At 72.9% G+C, this 16,931-nt stretch carries 16 protein-coding genes and 1 pseudogene; 8 read left to right on the forward strand and 9 right to left on the reverse strand.

Annotated elements, in window-relative coordinates; translation table 11 throughout:
* Positions 1-62 precede the first annotated feature (62 nt).
* Entirely contained in the window at positions 63-515 is a 453-nt protein-coding gene (locus ACN28C_RS02165) for a preprotein translocase subunit TatB (protein ID WP_422771943.1), read from the reverse strand.
* Positions 516-585: 70 nt separating this feature from the next.
* Positions 586-1,914: a S1C family serine protease gene (locus ACN28C_RS02170; protein WP_422771944.1), complete on the reverse strand. Its 1,329-nt coding sequence runs from the start codon at positions 1,912-1,914 to the stop codon at positions 586-588.
* Between the two features lie 495 nt (positions 1,915-2,409).
* Between ACN28C_RS02170 and ACN28C_RS02175 the strand changes: the two genes are divergently transcribed.
* Positions 2,410-2,985: an O-methyltransferase gene (locus tag ACN28C_RS02175; RefSeq protein ID WP_422774935.1), complete on the forward strand. Its 576-nt coding sequence runs from the start codon at positions 2,410-2,412 to the stop codon at positions 2,983-2,985.
* A 67-nt stretch (positions 2,986-3,052) separates the two neighbouring features.
* On the opposite strand, the gene ACN28C_RS02180 is transcribed toward ACN28C_RS02175, so the two are convergent.
* Positions 3,053-4,576 (reverse strand): leucyl aminopeptidase family protein, encoded by a 1,524-nt coding sequence (locus tag ACN28C_RS02180; protein ID WP_422771945.1) that lies wholly within the window; start codon positions 4,574-4,576, stop codon positions 3,053-3,055.
* Positions 4,577-4,721: 145 nt separating this feature from the next.
* Positions 4,722-4,889 (reverse strand): DUF3117 domain-containing protein, encoded by a 168-nt coding sequence (locus ACN28C_RS02185; RefSeq protein WP_007455245.1) that lies wholly within the window; start codon positions 4,887-4,889, stop codon positions 4,722-4,724.
* A gap of 187 nt (positions 4,890-5,076) precedes the next feature.
* Here ACN28C_RS02185 and ACN28C_RS02190 point away from each other — a divergent pair, with 187 nt between their 5' ends.
* The 4 genes from ACN28C_RS02190 to ACN28C_RS02205 all read left to right on the forward strand — a co-directional run bounded on the left by ACN28C_RS02190 (position 5,077) and on the right by ACN28C_RS02205 (position 9,375).
* Positions 5,077-5,901, forward strand: coding sequence for a PaaX family transcriptional regulator C-terminal domain-containing protein (locus ACN28C_RS02190; RefSeq protein WP_422771946.1), 825 nt, complete (start codon positions 5,077-5,079; stop codon positions 5,899-5,901).
* The gene (locus ACN28C_RS02195) at positions 5,898-6,686 is read left to right on the forward strand and encodes an enoyl-CoA hydratase-related protein (protein WP_422771947.1); all 789 of its coding nucleotides are present in this window, start codon (positions 5,898-5,900) and stop codon (positions 6,684-6,686) included. The genes ACN28C_RS02190 and ACN28C_RS02195 overlap by 4 nt, the downstream gene beginning before the upstream one ends.
* Positions 6,687-6,801: 115 nt before the next feature.
* Entirely contained in the window at positions 6,802-8,106 is a 1,305-nt protein-coding gene (locus ACN28C_RS02200) for a DUF1800 domain-containing protein (RefSeq protein ID WP_422771948.1), read from the forward strand.
* 18 nt (positions 8,107-8,124) lie between these two features.
* Positions 8,125-9,375 carry a DUF1501 domain-containing protein gene (locus ACN28C_RS02205; protein WP_422771949.1) on the forward strand — a complete coding sequence of 417 codons (1,251 nt, stop codon included), beginning with the start codon at positions 8,125-8,127 and terminating at the stop codon, positions 9,373-9,375.
* A 14-nt stretch (positions 9,376-9,389) separates the two neighbouring features.
* Here the strand turns inward: ACN28C_RS02205 and ACN28C_RS02210 are convergent, their stop codons facing one another.
* The 4 genes and pseudogenes from ACN28C_RS02210 to ACN28C_RS02225 all read right to left on the reverse strand — a co-directional run.
* On the reverse strand, positions 9,390-9,989 hold the full coding sequence (locus ACN28C_RS02210) for a hypothetical protein (protein WP_422771950.1): 600 nt from the start codon (positions 9,987-9,989) through the stop codon (positions 9,390-9,392).
* 4 nt (positions 9,990-9,993) lie between these two features.
* Positions 9,994-10,584 carry a DNA-3-methyladenine glycosylase I gene (locus ACN28C_RS02215; RefSeq protein ID WP_422771951.1) on the reverse strand — a complete coding sequence of 197 codons (591 nt, stop codon included), beginning with the start codon at positions 10,582-10,584 and terminating at the stop codon, positions 9,994-9,996.
* 264 nt (positions 10,585-10,848) lie between these two features.
* Positions 10,849-11,367, reverse strand: coding sequence for an SRPBCC family protein (locus tag ACN28C_RS02220; protein ID WP_422771952.1), 519 nt, complete (start codon positions 11,365-11,367; stop codon positions 10,849-10,851).
* 494 nt (positions 11,368-11,861) lie between these two features.
* A pseudogene (locus tag ACN28C_RS02225) lies at positions 11,862-12,215 on the reverse strand (DivIVA domain-containing protein); the annotation flags it as partial.
* A 198-nt stretch (positions 12,216-12,413) separates the two neighbouring features.
* Here ACN28C_RS02225 and folP point away from each other — a divergent pair.
* Positions 12,414-13,304 (forward strand): dihydropteroate synthase, encoded by an 891-nt coding sequence (gene folP / locus ACN28C_RS02230; protein ID WP_422771953.1) that lies wholly within the window; start codon positions 12,414-12,416, stop codon positions 13,302-13,304.
* A gap of 85 nt (positions 13,305-13,389) precedes the next feature.
* On the opposite strand, the gene ndhC is transcribed toward folP, so the two are convergent.
* Complete coding sequence (gene ndhC, locus ACN28C_RS02235) at positions 13,390-13,770, reverse strand: NADH-quinone oxidoreductase subunit A (RefSeq protein ID WP_422771954.1); 381 nt, start codon at positions 13,768-13,770, stop codon at positions 13,390-13,392.
* 282 nt (positions 13,771-14,052) lie between these two features.
* On the opposite strand from ndhC, the gene ACN28C_RS02240 reads away from it, so the two are divergent.
* The gene (locus ACN28C_RS02240; RefSeq protein ID WP_422771955.1) at positions 14,053-15,900 is read left to right on the forward strand and encodes a 2-oxoacid:acceptor oxidoreductase subunit alpha; all 1,848 of its coding nucleotides are present in this window, start codon (positions 14,053-14,055) and stop codon (positions 15,898-15,900) included.
* Positions 15,893-16,927, forward strand: coding sequence for a 2-oxoacid:ferredoxin oxidoreductase subunit beta (locus ACN28C_RS02245; protein ID WP_422771956.1), 1,035 nt, complete (start codon positions 15,893-15,895; stop codon positions 16,925-16,927). Before ACN28C_RS02240 ends, ACN28C_RS02245 begins: the two co-directional genes overlap by 8 nt.
* The last annotated feature ends 4 nt before the right edge of the window (positions 16,928-16,931 follow it).

Genomic DNA, 16,931 nt, shown 5'->3' on the forward strand with positions numbered 1-16,931 from the left:
GACGCCGACGTGGCGTGTCCGACCCACGCCGACGTCAGGTCGCGTCGGCGTCGTAGGCGACCTCAGGTCGCGTCGGCGTCGTAGGCGCGGCGCGGTGCCACCGGGGCCACGTCGGTGCCGCTGCCGGAGGGAGAGCCGTCGCCGGCACCGCCCGTCGAGGCACGCGACGACGAACGGAAGTCCGCCGCTGCCGCCACGTCGTCGACCTCCCGGCGTACGTCGGTCAGGTCGGAGCGGAGCTTCTCGAAGGTCCCCTCCAGCGGCTTGCGGATCGCCTGCTCGTCTTCCTCGCTCAGCAGGTGCTTGCGAATAAACGCCTTCGGGTGCAGGTCCTCCAGCTGGATGTCGGTGCCGAGCTCCCGACTCAGGTCGCCGGTGGCGTTGCGGGCCATGTTCCGCAGGTTCCTCAGCATCCGGAGACCGTCGCTGATCACGGTCGGCAGCCGGTCGCCGAAGATCAGCAGGGCGACCAGCAGCAGCGCGCCAATCTCCCACCAGTTCAGGTTCTCGAACACGGCCGCCTCCTCGTCACCGCTCCCGGCAAGAGTACGCACGTCGTGGGTGGCGGCGGGAGGGGGAGGAAGGTCACTTCACGTCCGCGGCCAGGGTCACCGAGGCGGCCTGCCGCTCCGAGCCGCGCCGGTATTCGACGCTCACCACCGAGCCGGGCGCGTACTTGCGGACCAGCGCGATCAGGTCGCTCGGGTCCTCCAGTGGCTTGCCGTCGAGCTTGAGTACCACGTCGCCGGCGCGCAGTCCCGCCTCGGCGGCCGGCCCCGCCGGGTCGACCGAGGAGATCCGCACTCCGCCCGACCCGCCCGAGCGCGCTCCGCCGACTGTCGCGCCGATCACGGTCCGCCGGGCCCGGCCGGTGTCGATGATCTCCTGGGCCAACCGCTTGGCCTGGTTGATCGGGATAGCGAAGGCCAGACCGACGTTACCGGCCGTCTCCTCGTCGACGGCCGGTGTCTGGATCACCGAGTTGACCCCGATCACCCGACCGCCGCCGTCCACGAGCGGGCCGCCGGAGTTACCCCGGTTGACGGCGGCGTCGGTCTGGATGGCGGCGTAGTAGCGCACCTGTCCACCCGCCTCGCCCTGCCGGAACGTCCGGTCCAGTGCGCTGATGATGCCCGCGGTGACGGTGTTGGCCAGCGACAGCGGCGTGCCGAAGGCGAGCACCGGATCGCCGACCGCCACACCGTCGGAATCGCCGAACTCGACCGGCTGGAGGCCCGTCCGGGAGACCTTGATCACGGCGATGTCCGCCTCGGGATCCTTGCCGACCACCTCGGCCGGCGCGGTGGAGCCGTCGTTGAAGACCACTGTCGCGCTGTCGGTGCCGGCCCCGACCACGTGGTCGTTGGTGATCACGTAGCCGTCCCGGGTCACCACGAACCCCGAACCGAGCCCGGTACCGCCGTTGCCGCTGACCCGGACCGTGACGACGCTCGGAAGCAGCCGCTCGGCGACGCCGGCCAGTGACTCGGGCGGCCGCCGGGCTGCGGGGGGCGGTTCACCGGGGGCCGAGCCGAGCGCCGTCGTACCGCCGGCGCCGCGTCCCACCGCGAAGGCGTAGCCGAGCGACCCACCGAGCGCGCCGGCCAGGAGCGCGGTGATCAGCGAGACCAGGAAGACGGAGCCGAGGCCCCGGCGCCGCGCGGTGTCCGGGTCGGTCACCGGCTCGGGGGCGGCACCTGCCGCCGCCTCCGGCGACGCCTGCACCACGACTGCCGCCGGAGCGGCCGGGTTACGCCACGGGTCGTGCAGCGCGTCGGACCACCACGGGGAGGACCCCGGTCCGGGGACCGCTCCGGGCGTCACCCGCGCGCCGGCTGCCGGTGCCGCCGGCGATGGGGGGTACGCCGGCGCCGACGTCCCATCGGGCTGGCGCCAGTTCCAGCCGTCCGTCACGTTCGCTGCCTCCCAGTCCGTCCCTGAAGCCGGATGCCGCGCGGGCACGGGCGACCGCTTCCGGCCGCAGCGTCCGGGTTCCGCATCCAGGATCGCACGGATGGCGTAATACCGGTCATCGGTTGGTCCGAGGGTGTGCTCATCCCGATCACCTGTCGCGCCGGGGCACGGTCGCCGCCCGAGGCAGGCGCCTGCCGATCACGCGTCGCCACCCTTAGGCTCATACCGCAACCCCCGCCCGCCCGGTCCGACTCCGACCACGGGCCGGTTCACCGCCACCCGTTCCAACCGCGCCCGCACCAGTGCCACCCGCTCCACCGTCACCCGGCGAACCCGCCGCCCGCAAGCCCGGACACTCGCAGATCCGCAGACCCGTTCCATCCCCAGCCGAGTCCCCTCGCCGCCCGGAGGTGCCCCATCGCCACGGTCGCCCGGTCAGTCAGCACGACGACCGCCCAAGCACTCCAGTTCGCCGAAGCGTACGTCGCCGAGGACCTGGTCCTGCGTACCGCCCGTAGTCTCGCCGGCGAGATCGGCCTCGATGCCGTCACGCCGGGGACCGGTGCCACGCTGCGACTGCTGGCCGCCGCCGGGAGTGCGCGGGCCGTCGTGGAGATCGGCACCGGCACCGGGGTCAGCGGGCTCTGGCTGCTTCGCGGCATGCGCACCGACGGCATCCTGACCACGATCGACCTGGAGACGGAGCACCAGCGCATGGCCCGGCGGATCTTCCAGGAGGCGGGCTTTCCCGCCGGACGGACCCGGATCATCACCGGCCGGGCGCTCGACGTGCTGCCCCGGCTCACCGACGGTGCCTACGACCTGATCTTCGTCGACTCGGACGTCGCCGAGTATGGCGCCTGCGTCGACGCCGCGCTGCGGCTGCTGCGCCCAGGTGGCGTACTCGCGCTGCACGGGGCGCTGGCCGCCGGGCGGATCGGCGACCCGGCCGCCCGGGACGTGGAGACGGTGACGGTCCGCGAGGTGGTCAAGGCGGTCCGCGAGTCGGAGGAGTGGACCCCGGCGCTGCTGCCCACCGGCGAAGGACTGCTCGTCGCGGTCAAACGCTGACCCTCGCGGTCAGGTGCCGAGCGGTCAGGTGCCGAGCTGGAGTGGTCCGGGGCCGGCTGGAGGCCGATCAGCCGGGTCGGTCGGCCAGCCAGCGCAGCAGCGTGCGTACGCCCCAGCCGGTGGCGCCCCTCACGAGTTCGCCGTCGTTCCCCTCCGACCAGGAGGGCGCCGACATGTCGACGTGCACCCAGCGGTCCCGCAGGTCGCCGACGAACTCACGGAGGTAGAGCGCGGCGAGCACCGATCCGGCGCCCTGGGTCGGTGCGCTGTAGAGGTCGGCGATCTCACTGCCGAGATAGTCCGTGTAGTCGGCCGGGAGCGGCATCCGCCAGGCTCCCTCCCCGGCCGCGCCGGCCGCCGCCAGCACCTCCTCGGCCAGCTCGTCGGTGTCGCTGTAGAGGGCCGCCGTCCGCTTGCCCAGCGCGACCGCGTTGGCGCCGGTGAGGGTGGCCAGGTCCAGCAGTACGTCCGGGGCGAGCCGCTGCACCGCGTAGCCGAGCGCGTCGGCGAGCACCAGCCGGCCCTCGGCGTCGGTGTTGGTGCTCTCGCTGGTCACGCCGTTGTAGTGCCGGATCACGTCGCCCGGCCGGTATGCCGAGCCGCTGACCATGTTCTCGGCGAGCGGGGCGAGCGCGGTGACCCGGACCGGCAGCCCGAGCGCCGCCGCGCCGATGGTCGCGGCGACCACGGCCGCCGCACCGCCCATGTCCTTGCGCATCAGCCTCATCGCGTCCCGGGGCTTGATCGAGACGCCACCGGTGTCGAAGGTGATCCCCTTGCCGACCAGCACCACGTGCCGGTGCGCGCCCTCGGGCCGCCAGCTCACCTCGACCAGCCGGGGCCCCTGGGCCGATCCGCCGCCGACGGCGAGGATGCCGCCGAATCCCTCGGCGGCGAGCCAATCCGGCTCCCGGACCTCGACCGTCAGCCCGGACCGCCCGGCGGCCGCCTCGACCACCCGCTCGGCGAACCAGGCCGGAGTCTTCACCGACGAGGGGGTGTTGGTCAGGTCCCGGGCGAATCGGGTCGCCTCGGCGACCGACCGGGCGGCCTCCAGCGCCGCCCGGTAGGGCTCGGAATCGGCGACCGCGAGCAGCACCTCGGCGAGGGGCGGCGGGTCGCCGGCGGCCGCGCCGGGGTCGGGCATCCGGAACCGGTACGACGCGAGCCAGATCCCCTCGGCGAGCCCGCGTGCCACCTCCGGGCCCGCATCGACCGGAATCGCTATCGTGATCGAACTCTCATGTGTGGCGGCCCGGACCACCGCCGCCCCGGCGGCCCGCCACCCGGCCTCGTCGCCGGCACCCACGCCGACCAGCAGCAGCCGGGTCGGGTCGCCCTGCGGCCGGATCGACAGGTGCAGCGCGCCCGCGTCGGCGGGCTGGTCGAGGTGGGGGAGCAGGTCGGTCGCCTCGGTGGCCAGCTCGTCAGGGAGGGCCAGGCAGGTCGAGAGCAGCCGGGCTCTCGGCGCGGTGCCGGCGGCGGGTCGGCCGGTGCCGGCGGCGGGTCGGCCGGGCTCTCCGACGGGCCCGACGGGCAGGGCCAGGGTGTCGAACCCGGCCGGGTCGGTCACCAGACGGATCGACAGCACGCCGACGCCACCTCCAGACGATCTTGTGTGGGCGGTAGAGACCGTACCCCGCCCGACATCACCCTGGGCCACCGGCGGCATCGCCGGTGGCCCAGGGTGAAAACCCCGCCGGACGGCAGGGCCGCCCGGAGGAGTCGGCGTTCACTTAGCCGGCGGCGGCCTTCAGCGCGTCACCGAGCGCGTTGGCCTCGTCGGGAGTCATCTCGACGACGAGCCGGCCACCACCCTCCAGCGGAACCCGCATGACGATGCCCCGGCCCTCCTTGGTGACCTCCAGCGGACCGTCGCCCGTCCGCGGCTTCATCGCCGCCATGTTGTCTCCCCTCAGACCTTCATCAGGGTCGGTGGGTTACCCCACATCCATTTGGTCAGCATCACCGCCCAAGGCCGCGGTGCCGACCAACGATTTTCCCTGATGAACACCGCCGGACCCAAACCGAACCAGCATTGATGTAACAGCATCTAGCATATCTTGAGAAGGGCTGTCACAATGTGCGGTCATGCAGGCACGGTCGGCACTCTTCGACCTGTACGGCGACTATCTCCGTTCAAGGGGTGGCCGCGCACCGGTGTCCGCCCTGGTCAAACTACTATCCCCGCTCGGCATCGCCGCACCCGCGGTCCGCACCGCGGTCTCCCGGATGGTCCGACAGGGCTGGCTGCACCCCCTCCGGCTGGCCGCCGGACCGGGCTATCTGCTCACCCCGAGAGCCGCCCGGCGGCTGGACGAGGCGGCCAGCCGGATCTACCGGACCGGCAAGATCGGATGGGACGGCCGATTCGACCTGATCGTGCTCGAAGCCGGGACGAACCGGCGCGACCGGCAACGCCTCGCCGCCAACCTGAGCTATCTCGGCTACGGAATGCTCGACGAGCAGACCTGGGTCGCCACCCGTCCCGGCGAGGACGTGGACGGACTGCTCGCCGAGGCCGGGGTGCGCTACGAACGGTTCACCGCCGCGCATGCCGCCGGCACGCCCGGGGCGATGGCGGTGGTCCGGCGGGCCTGGGACCTCGAGGAGATCGCAAAGGCGTACCAGGACTTCGTCTCCGAACAGCGGCCGCTGCTCTCCGCCGTGACCGTACGCAGCGGTGACCAGGAGGCGTACGCGGCCCGGTTCCGGCTCGTGCACGCATGGCGTACCTTCCTCTTCCGGGACCCGCAGCTACCGCCGGCACTGCTGCCCGAGCGGTGGCCGGGGACCAGCGCGGCGGCATTCTTCGACCGGCACGCCGCCCGGCTCCGGCCGGCCGCCGACCGCTTCGTCGAACAGTGTCTCGACGGTGCGCACCGGATCCCCCGACAGAAGGGCCAACACAGGTGACCCAGCCGTTGCTCGTCGACCGCTCCGACTCCGTGGTCACGCTGACCCTCAACCGGCCGGCGGCGATGAACGCGCTGGACGTACCGCTGAAGGAAGCCCTGCGGGACACCCTGGCCCAGTTGGAACACGACCGGTCCTGCCGCGCGGTGGTGCTGGCCGGTGCCGGCGCCGCCTTCTGCGCCGGACAGGACCTGCGGGAGCACGCCCAGACCCTCGCCGCCGGCGGCACCGACCCGCTCGGCACCGTCCGGACCCACTACAACCCGATCGCCTCCCGGCTGGCCAGCCTCCCCAAGCCGGTCGTCGCGGCGGTACGCGGCATGGCGGCCGGCGCCGGCGCCGGGCTGGCCTTCCTCGCCGACTTCCGGATCGGCGGCCCCGGCACGAGCTTTCTGCTCGCCTTCGCCAGGGTCGGCCTGGCCGGCGACACCGGCGCCTCCTGGTCGCTGCCGCGGCTCGTCGGCCACGCCAAGGCGGTCGAGCTGCTGATGCTCGCCGAGCCGGTGGCGGCGGAGGAGGCGTACCGGCTCGGGCTGCTGACCCGGATGGTCGACGACGATCAGGTGCTGGAGACCGCGCAGGAGCTGGCCGCCCGGCTGGCGGCCGGGCCGACGGTGGCGTACGGGGCGATCAAGCGGCAGCTCTCGGTCGGTGACGCCGGCACCCTCTCCGAGGCGCTCGCCGCCGAGGCGCAGGCGCAGACCATCTGCGGCGCCACCGCCGACCACCGGGCCGCCACCGCCGCCTTCGTGGCGAAGCGCCCGCCGACCTTCGAGGGCCGCTGACCCCGGGCCGCGCGGACGCGGGCTGTCGGATGCGACCAGCGGGTCCCGGCCACGCTGATCGATCTCGATCGGCGGCCTTACCGGGCTCGTACATCGGCCGCCTATGGTCGGTCGCATGGTCGATCGGGACGCTGTCGTACACCTGCTGCGCCGCGCCACCTTCGGGCCGACGGCCGAGGAGGTGGAGGCGGCCGTACGCGCCGGGCCGGCAGCGACGCTGGACCGGTTACTCGGTCCGGTCGGTGCCGATTCCGGCGCGGCGGCCACTCCCCTGCCCCGGCTCGGCGCCGACCCCTACGCCGGCATCGACAAGACCTCCAGCCGCGAACAGCGGCAACAGGCACAGAAGGCGCGGGCGGACCAGGTGCGGCTGCTCGTCGACTGGTGGCTGGACCGGATGGTCGCCGCCGAGCACCAGCTCACCGAAAAGCTGGTCTTCTTCTGGCACGGGCACTGGGCGACAAGCGTCCGCAAGGTCAGGTCGGCACAGCTCATGCTCGGCCAGCTCGAGACCTTCCGGCGGCATGGCCGGGGCCCGTTCGAGGCCCTGGTCCGGGCGATGGTCGCCGACCCCGCCCTGATCATCTGGCTGGACGGGCAGAAGAACACCCGGGCCGCCCCTAACGAGAACCTCGCCCGCGAACTGATGGAACTCTTCACCCTCGGCATCGGCCACTACACGGAGGACGACGTCAAGGCCGGGGCGCGGGCGCTGACCGGCTGGCAGGTCGACCGGCGCACCGGGCAGGCCCGGTTCGTGCGGCGGCGGCACGACCCGGCCGAGAAGACGATCCTGGGCCGGACCGAGGCGTTCGACGCCGACTCGTACGCCCGGCTGCTCGCCGCCCGTCCCGAGGCCGGCGCCTTCGTCGCGGCCCGGCTCTGGGCCCGGTTCGCCGGCACGGAGGTGGCGCCGCCGGAGACGCTGGGCGGGACGGGCGGCGGCACCGCCGAGCTGCTCCGGGCGCTCTTCAGCCACCCTGCCTTCGGGCAGGCCCGGGGCGGGCTGGTGAAGCAGCCGGTCGAGTGGGCCGTCGGCGCGATGCGCCAGCTCGGCATCCGGCCCGGAAAGCTCCCCGAGCAGCAGCGCAAGGAACTCGCCGCTCGGCTGGCCGGAATGGACCAGGTGCCGCTGCGACCGCCGAGCGTCGGCGGTTGGCCGGCCGGATCGTCCTGGCTGACCACGTCGTCGTTGCAGGCCCGGATGCGGCTCGCCGCGCTGCTGGCCGGCGCGGCGGCCCCGGAGGCGACCCGGCGGCTCACCGCCGCGCCCCGCGCCGGGCGGCCGGACGCCCTGGCCCGGCTGCTGGTGGTCGACCGCTGGACGCCACGCACCCTGGCCGCCCTGACCCCGCTGGCCGACGACCCGCGCCGACTACTCGTCGCCGGGCTGGTCAGCCCCGAATACACCGTCGGCTGACGAGGAGGCGACGAGACGATGGACATCCTCACCCGACGCAGGTTCCTGATCGCGAGCGGCGTGACCGGAGCGGGCGCGCTCGCGGCCGGTGCCGGCGCGTACGGCCTCTCCGACCTGCTCGCCACGGCCGGCGACCGTGACCCGCAGGCCCGCACCCTGGTCCTGGTCACCCTCTACGGCGGCAACGACGGGCTGAACACCGTCGTTCCGTACGCCGACCCGGCCTACCATGACGCCCGCCCCGAGCTGGCGTACTCGGCCGAGGAGGTGAAGCGGCTGGACGAGCAGGTAGGGCTGAACCCCGCACTGGCCGGGCTGCACCGGCTCTTCGGCGACGGCCGGCTGGCGATCGTACGCGGTGTCGGATACCCGACACCGGACCGTAGCCACTTCCGGTCCATGGACATCTGGCAGACCGCCCGCCCCGACCGGCCGGAGCAGACCGGCTGGCTCGGCCGCTGGCTGGACGGGGTGGGCGGGGATCCCCGGCTCGCGGTCTCCTTCGAGCCGACACTGCCGCCGCTGCTGGCCGGCGCCGCCAGCGCGGGCGCGGCCGTGCCGGTGACCGAGCGGAAGGCCCGGCGCCCGGTCGGCGACCCGGTCCTGGCAAGGCTCGCCGTGCCGGAGCCCGGCGAGCCGGCCGGCCAGGCCCGGGCCGCCGCATGCTTCGCCGACCTGCGCGCCGTCGACGCCATGATCACCGAGGTACGCGACGCCGCCGCCACGGCCGAGGAGGCCGACCCGGGCGGCGACGAGCAGCCTCCGGCGACCGCCACCGGCGGGGCACGAAGTTCCCTCGCCGCCCAACTGGACCTGGTCGCGCAGTGCGTCGAGGCCGGGGTGTCGAGCCGGGTCTTCTCGGTATCGCTCGGCGGCTTCGACACCCACGCGGACGAGAAGCAGCTCCAGGCGGTGCTGCTCGGCCAGGTGGACAAGGCGCTGACCGGATTCGTCGACCGGATGGCCGACACCGAGGCCGGCCGCAAGGTGGTGATCGCGGTCTATTCCGAGTTCGGCCGGCGGGTCCGGGCGAACGCCTCGGACGGCACCGACCACGGCACCGCCTCCGACGTCTTCCTGCTCGGTGCCGGCGTCCGGGGTGGCCTGCACGGCGAACCGCCGAGCCTGACCGACCTCGACGACGGCGACCTGCGGTTCACCACCGACTTCCGGGACGTCTACGCCACCCTGCTGGAGCGGGTGCTCGACACCGACCCGGGGAAGGTGCTGGCCGGCTGGGAGGGCCGGCTCACCGGAGTGCTGACCTGACGAGCCCGCCCGCCTCAGTCGTCGTCCTCCTCCGGATCCTGGTTGGCCTCGGCGCCGAGCACGAACGCCTGCATCGCCAGCTCGTCGCCGGACGGGGCGACAAAGGCGGGCAGCTCTCGGGGACCGAGTTCCTGGACGTACGACCAGAAGAGCCGGACCGCCTCGGACGGTGACGCCGCCTCGATCGGCAGGTGCAGGCTGACCAGGAAGTTACGCCGGTCCGGCGCCGGACCGACCCGCCCGGCCAGCTCCTGGTAGAGCGCGGGGTCGACCGGGGTGACCGGGCCGACCACGGCGAGCCGGTCGGCCGGGACCGGCGCGTCGAAGACCTGCCGGGTGTACGTCACCGCGAGCGCCGCCGCCTCCTCCTGGCCGGACTGCGGATCGTCCGGATCCCGCTCCTCCACGCCGTCGGCGTCGAGCACCCGACCCAGCGCCACCACCAGCGGCGGCTCCTCGTCCCGGACGACCAGGACCGGGTCGCCCGGTCCGGGCCGGAGCCCGCCGCCCAGCCCGGTCAACTCCAGGGTGTCGTGGTGGAAGAGCCGCTCGGCCTCGTATCGCTCGCCAGGAATGACGACTGCCCACGTCCTGGCCGGACCCGCTGCGCTCATGTCGCTATCCCATCACGGCGGCGGCGGGCGGCTTCACGTGGCAGCCGGCGAGGTGGTCGTCGACCATGCCGGTCGCCTGCATGAGCGCGTATGCCGTGGTGGGGCCGACGAAGCGGAAGCCGCGCTTCTTGAGCGCCTTGGCCATCGCCACCGACTCCGCCGTGACGGCGGGCACCTCCGCGAAGGACCGGGGTCGGGCCGGCCGGGCGGCCGGGGCGAACGACCAGAGCAACGCCGCCAGACCGTCCGGCAGGTCGAGCGCGGCCCGGGCGTTGGCGATCGCGGCGTCGATCTTGGCTCGGTTGCGCACGATCCCGGCGTCGGCCATCAGCCGGGCGACATCGGCGTCACCGTAGCCGGCCACGGTCTCCAGGTGGAACCCGTCGAAGGCGAGCCGGAACGCCGGCCGCTTCCTCAGGATCGTCAGCCAGGAGAGCCCGGACTGGAACGCCTCCAGGCTGAGCCGCTCGTAGAGCGCGTCGTCACCGTGCAGGGGCCGGCCCCACTCCTCGTCGTGGTAGGCGGCATAGTCGGCCGTGCCGGCCCCCCAGCCGCAGCGTGCCAGCCCGTCGACCCCGGTCACCAGATCAGTCACGGCACCAACGGTAGGCCAACGGCCCGACAACCTGCCGGTGAGCGAGGCCACCGCTCCAGGCACCACCGCTCCAGGCGTCACCGCTCCAGGCGTCACCGCTCCAGGCGTCACCGCTCCAGGCGTCACCGCTCCAGGCGTCACCGCTCCAGGCGTCACCGCTCCAGGCGTCACCGCTCCGGGAGTCACCGCTCCAGGCGCCGGTCGGGTCTCGGCCGCCGGTCGGATCCAGGCGGCCGGGTCAGGGCAGCCGGTCAGGGCGGCCGGTCAGGGCAGCCGGCCGCGCTCGACCAGCCGGGCGAACCGCTTGAGCGCCTGGCTGAGGCCGAGCTTGGAGCCCGGCCAGAGCACCGGCCAGGCGACCCGACCGGCCGATCCGCCGGGCAGGTGGAACCACTCGTGCCAGACCACCTGGGTACGGTCCCGGTCCATCTGGGTGCAACGCAGCACCCCGGGGCCGCGCAACAGGTGCCCGCAGTGCACCACGCGCACCTCGTACGGCGCGTCCATCCGGACCACCCGCATCTCGTCCCGGAGCACGGCCGGGCCGACCGTGGTGACCGCCTCCACCAGGCTGCCCTCGCCACCGTCCCCCTCGACCAGCCGGACCCGGGTGAACGGGATCCACTCGCCCTGCCGCTCCCACGCGGTCAGCGCGGCGAAGACCCGAGACGCGGGAGCCGCGACGATCACCGTGGCGGTCACCTCCCCGGCGCCGGGCTGGGCTGCCGCCCGGAGCCCTTCGGCGCCGTCCGGATCCGGGCCGTCCCGATCATCGGCGCTCACGCCCGCTCCGACTGCTCCGCCGGTCCGCCCTGCCCTGTCGGCGCAGCGGACCCGTCCGGCACCCGAGAGGGCTTCGACTCGGCAGGCCGCTCGGCCGGCGTGGCGAACTCGCCGTCCTCCGCCTCGATCACCGATCCACCGGCCCGGATCGGCCGGGTCGCCGCCGAGTCACCGCCGTCCGTCCGTTCCCCGACCCGTTCCGCCGCCGGTTCCGGTGACCGCTCCACCGCCCGCTCGTCCTCGACCCGCTCCGCCGCCCGCTCGTCCTCGACCCGCCCCTGCACGGCGGTCTTGTCCGCCGGAGCCGCAGCGGGCTGCGCCGGCGCGGGCCTGGGCTCCGGCGCGGGCACGGGCACGGGCTCGGGCACGCGTGTGGACCCAGGATCGGGCTGCGCCTGCTGGTCACGGGCCGCCGCCTCGGCCACCAACGTACGGGCGGAGGGACCGTCGAGCGCACCGTCCGGCGCGACGCGGGCCGATCCGGCCGGTACGAGAGCCGCCTCGCGCGCCCGGCGGAGCACGTCGGCGTCGTCGGTCCGACCCTCCCGGAGCGCGGTGACCTCCGCCTGGAGCACCCCGATCAACTCGTCCTTGTAGCCGATGTCATACGCCGTGCGCCGCAGCGCCTGGTCGACCTGGGCCATCCGGTAGCCCCGCAGGGCCGTGTCAAACCGCACCTGCCCGACATCCGTCTCCAGCAGCGGCCGGTTGCCGGGCAGCGGCACCGCCCGGCCGTCCGGCTCAGCTGTGCCCAATCCCGAATCGGAGCCGGTTACCAGCACTGTCACGCCGAAGACCACTGCCGCGACGGTGAGCGCCACGACCAAGAGGAGCAGAACCTGACCCATCCGCCGATGGTGGCACGACGAGCCGGGCCCGGCGACCCCGCCACCCCGGTCGTCATCCTTCGACAGGCATGAAACCCTGCCGGCTGGTTCACCACCCGGCCCGCTTCTGACGGACCGCCCCGGCTAGCGTGATCGACGCGTCACGGCGGAGCGGACGCGGGCACGGCGCGGGGGACGCGGATGGCGCAGGAGGAGTGGATGGCGGAGGCACATCGACCCGGCCAGCGCACCCTTCGACTCGGGCGGCGCACGTTCGCCCCCGGTGACCTCGCCGTGATGGCGATCGTGAACCGTACTCCGGACTCGTTCTTCGACCGGGGCGTGACCTTCGCCGCCGACAGCGCCCTGCGGGCCGTCGAGCGTGCGGTCACCGAGGGCGCGGAGATCATCGACATCGGTGGCGTCAAGGCCGGACCCGGCGACGACGTGGACGTGGCAGAGGAGATCCGGCGTACCGTCGGCACCATCGCCGCCGTCCGGGCCGCCTTCCCCGACGTGGTGATCTCGATCGACACCTGGCGGGCCGAGGTCGCCGTCGAGGCGGTCGCGGCCGGGGCGGACCTGCTCAACGACACCTGGTCCGGCGCCGACCCGGCGCTGGCCGAGGTGGCCGCCGCGACCGGGGCGGGGCTGGTCTGCTCGCACGCCGGTGGGCTGACGCCGCGTACCAGACCGCACCGGGCGGCGTTTCCGGACCTGCTGGCCGACGTGGTGGGGACGGTCATCGGGCTCGCCGACCGCGCGGTCCGGCTCGGGGTACGCCCCGACGGCATCCTGATCGACCCCGCGCACGATTTCGGCAAGAACACCCGCCACTCGCTGGAGATCACCCGTCGGCTCGACGAGCTGACCGGCACCGGCTGGCCGGTGCTGGTGGCCCTCTCCAACAAGGACTTCATCGGGGAGACCCTCGACCTGCCGCTCGACCAGCGGCTGGAGGGCACCCTGGCGGCCACCGCCGTCTCGGCCTGGCTCGGCGCCCGGGTGTTCCGGGCACACCAGGTACGCCCGACCCGGCGCCTGCTGGACATGGTCGCCTCGATCCGGGGCGACCGCCCGCCCGCACTGTCCCGCCGCGGCCTGGCCTAGCCGCCCCGCACGCCCCTGTCCGGCGCTGCCCAGCGGTTAGGAAGGGCCCCCGCTACAACGGAAAACGATAAGCGGGGGCCCTTCCTTACTGGGTCCAGCGGAGGATGTTCTTTCGCCAGGCGTAGAGGATGCCCAGGGCGAGCACGGCGACGAAGATGGCCATCTCGACGACGGTGACCAGGCCGAATCCAGGCCGGTCGAAGACCACCGCCCAGGGGAAGAGGAAGACCGCCTCGACCGCGAAGAGGACGTAGAGGTAGGCGTAGACGTAGTAGCGAATCTGCATCTGCGCCCAGTCGCTGCCGACCGGATCCAGCCCGCACTCGTAGTTGGCGCGCTTGCCGGGCGGGTCCGCCGGGCGGGCCGGACGGAGCACCCGATTGGCGGCGAACGCCCCGACGAAGACCAGTACGCTGGCGAGCAGCAGCAGCCCCAGCGTCGCGTACGACCCGAGGTATCCGGTCACGTACGGCAGCCTACCGCCCCGGTGATCTGGATTACGACACCGCCGCGGAGGCCGGACGAAAGCGTACCAATCATCCCGTTACAGCGTCCCATGTGACGGACCTTTAGCAAGGATCACCTAACGACCGACGTAGGCTCTGGGAGGAAGGACTGGAGCGGGTCCGGCCCCTCATCCCCACCGCCGACCCGCCACCGGCGCTCAAGGAGGAGACGTGACCGAGCACGGCGAGGTCACCCCTGAGCTCGACCCGTCCGATCGGGCCGAGCGAAGCGAGGTGCAGCAGTGAGCAAGCAGGTCCAACAACTGGATCGGGTGGTCATCCGCTTCGCCGGCGACTCCGGTGACGGCATGCAGCTCACCGGCGACCGGTTCACCTCGGAAACCGCTCAACTGGGCAACGACATCTCGACGCTCCCCAACTTCCCGGCCGAGATCCGCGCACCCGCCGGCACCCTGCCCGGGGTGTCGAGCTTCCAGGTGCACTTCGCGGACTACGACATCCTGACCCCGGGCGACGCCCCCAACGTGCTGGTCGCGATGAACCCGGCCGCGCTCAAGGCCAACCTGGCCGACCTGCCGCGCGGGGCCGACATCATCGTCAACACCGACGAGTTCACCAGGCGCAACCTGGCCAAGGTGGGCTACCAGGTCAGTCCGCTCGACGACGGTTCGCTGGACGGCTATGCACTGCATCCGGTCGCGCTCACCTCGATGACCGTCGGCGCCCTCGCCGAATTCGACGTCTCGAAGAAGGACGCCGAGCGGGCCAAGAACATGTTCGCGCTCGGCCTGCTCTCCTGGATGTACTCCCGGCCGTACGCGTCGACGATCGCCTTCCTGGAACGCAAGTTCGCCGCCCGGCCGGAGCTGGTCGCGGCGAACACGGCGGCGTTCAAGGCCGGCTGGAACTTCGGCGAGACCACCGAGGACTTCGGGGTCCGCTACGAGGTCAAGCCGGCGAAGATGAGCCCCGGCACCTACCGGAACATCACCGGCAACGCCGCCCTCTCGCTCGGCCTGGTGGCCGCCGGGGTCCGCTCCGGGCTGCCGGTCTTCCTCGGCGCATACCCGATCACCCCGGCCTCGGACATCCTGCACGAGCTCAGCAAGCACAAGCGGTTCGGCGTCACGACGATGCAGGCCGAGGACGAGATCGCGGCGATCGGGGCGGCGCTCGGCGCCTCCTACGGCGGTGCGCTCGGCGTCACCACCACCTCCGGCCCCGGCGTGGCGCTGAAGGGCGAGACGATCTCGCTGGCCGTGGCCCTGGAACTGCCGCTGGTCGTCGTCGACGTGCAGCGGGCCGGACCGTCGACCGGGATGCCGACCAAGACCGAGCAGGCCGACCTGAACATGGCGCTCTTCGGCCGGCACGGCGAGGCGCCGGTCGCGGTGGTCGCCCCGCGTTCGCCGTCGGACTGCTTTTACGCCGCCCTGGAGGCGGCGCGGATCGCGCTCACCCACCGCACCCCGGTGATCCTGCTCTCCGACAACTACGTGGCGAACGGCTCCGAGCCGTGGCTGCTGCCCGAGGTCGACGCCCTGCCGGACCTGCGCGTCGAGTTCGCCACCGAACCGAACGGTGAGGACGGAAAAACCTTCCTGCCCTACCTGCGCGACCCGGCGACACTGGCCCGGCCGTGGGCCATCCCCGGCACGCCGGGACTGGAGCACCGGATCGGCGGCCTGGAGAAGGCCGACAGGACCGGGGACATCTCGTACGACCCGGCCAACCACGACTTCATGGTGCGGACCAGGGCGGCCCGGATCGAGGCGATCGAGGTGCCGGACGTCGAGGTGGAGGATCCCGACTCGGACGCCCGGGTGCTGGTGCTCGGCTGGGGTTCGACGTACGGGCCGATCGGCGCGGCCTGCCGTGGGCTGCGCCAGCGCGGCCTGCCGGTGGCCCAGGCGCACCTGCGGCACCTGGCGCCGCTGCCGGCGAACCTTGGCGAGGTGTTGGCCCGCTACGAGCGGGTGGTGATCCCGGAGATGAACCTCGGCCAGCTCGCCCACGTGATCCGGGCCCGCTATCTGGTCGACGCGATCGGATACAACCAGGTCCGGGGCCTGCCGTTCACCGCGACGGAGCTGGAGACCATGCTGGAAGAGGTAGTCAAGAATGCCTGAGTCCGTCGCCCTCAAGCTCACCACCAGGGACTTCAAGTCCGACCAGGAGGTGCGCTGGTGCCCCGGCTGCGGCGACTACGCGATCCTCGCCGCCGTCCAGTCGTTCATGCCCGAGTTGCAGATCCCCCGGGAGCGGATCGTCTTCGTCTCCGGCATCGGCTGCTCGTCGCGTTTCCCGTACTACATGAACACCTACGGGATGCACTCGATCCACGGTCGGGCCCCGGCGATCACGACCGGGCTGTCGGCCTCCCGGCCGGACCTGTCGGTCTGGGTGGTGACCGGAGACGGTGACGCGCTGTCGATCGGCGGCAACCACCTGATCCACGCGCTGCGCCGGAACGTCAACCTCAAGATCCTGCTCTTCAACAACCGGATCTACGGGCTGACCAAGGGGCAGTATTCTCCCACCTCCGAGGTCGGCAAGATCACCAAGTCGACGCCGGTCGGTTCGGCGGACGCGCCCTTCAACCCGCTCTCGCTGGCCCTCGGCGCCGAGGCGACCTTCGTGGCCCGGACGATCGACTCGGACCGCAAGCATCTCCAGTCGGTGTTGCGGGCCGCCGCCGAGCACGAGGGCTCGGCGTTCGTGGAGATCTACCAGAACTGCAACATCTTCAACGACGGCGCGTTCGAGGAGCTGAAGGAGCCGGCCACCCGGGACGACTACCTGATCCGGCTGGAGCACGGCCAGCCGATCACCTTCGGGTCGACCGGACAGTTCTGCGTCGTGCACCCGCCGGGCGGGTTCGGACTGGAGGTACGGGAGACCGCCTCCGTGCCGGCGGAGGAGATCGTGGTGCACGACGCCACGGTGACCGAGCCGGCGTACGCCTTCGCGCTCTCCCGGCTGCCCGGCTTCGACCTGCGGAACACCCCGATCGGGATCCTCCGGAACGTGCGGCGCCCCTCCTACGACAGCATCGTGCAGGAGCAGGTCAGCACCGCCCGGTCCAGGACCACCGGCACCCCGGAGGAGCAGCTCGCCACCCTGCTCAACAGTGGCGACACCTGGACCATCCTCTGAGCTG

This window comes from Plantactinospora sp. WMMC1484 (genome assembly GCF_049315195.1).
Taxonomy (GTDB): domain Bacteria; phylum Actinomycetota; class Actinomycetes; order Mycobacteriales; family Micromonosporaceae; genus Plantactinospora.

Excerpts from the sequence above, each read along its gene's own strand:
- ACN28C_RS02210 (WP_422771950.1), bottom strand. The coding sequence starts at position 9,989 with ATGAGCGCAGCGGGTCCGGCCAGGACGTGGGCAGTCGTCATTCCTGGC.
- ACN28C_RS02205 (WP_422771949.1), top strand. The coding sequence starts at position 8,125 with ATGGACATCCTCACCCGACGCAGGTTCCTGATCGCGAGCGGCGTGACC.
- ACN28C_RS02190 (WP_422771946.1), top strand. The coding sequence starts at position 5,077 with ATGCAGGCACGGTCGGCACTCTTCGACCTGTACGGCGACTATCTCCGT.
- folP (WP_422771953.1), top strand. The coding sequence starts at position 12,414 with ATGGCGGAGGCACATCGACCCGGCCAGCGCACCCTTCGACTCGGGCGG.
- ACN28C_RS02185 (WP_007455245.1), bottom strand. The coding sequence starts at position 4,889 with ATGGCGGCGATGAAGCCGCGGACGGGCGACGGTCCGCTGGAGGTCACC.
- ACN28C_RS02245 (WP_422771956.1), top strand. The coding sequence starts at position 15,893 with ATGCCTGAGTCCGTCGCCCTCAAGCTCACCACCAGGGACTTCAAGTCC.
- ACN28C_RS02200 (WP_422771948.1), top strand. The coding sequence starts at position 6,802 with ATGGTCGATCGGGACGCTGTCGTACACCTGCTGCGCCGCGCCACCTTC.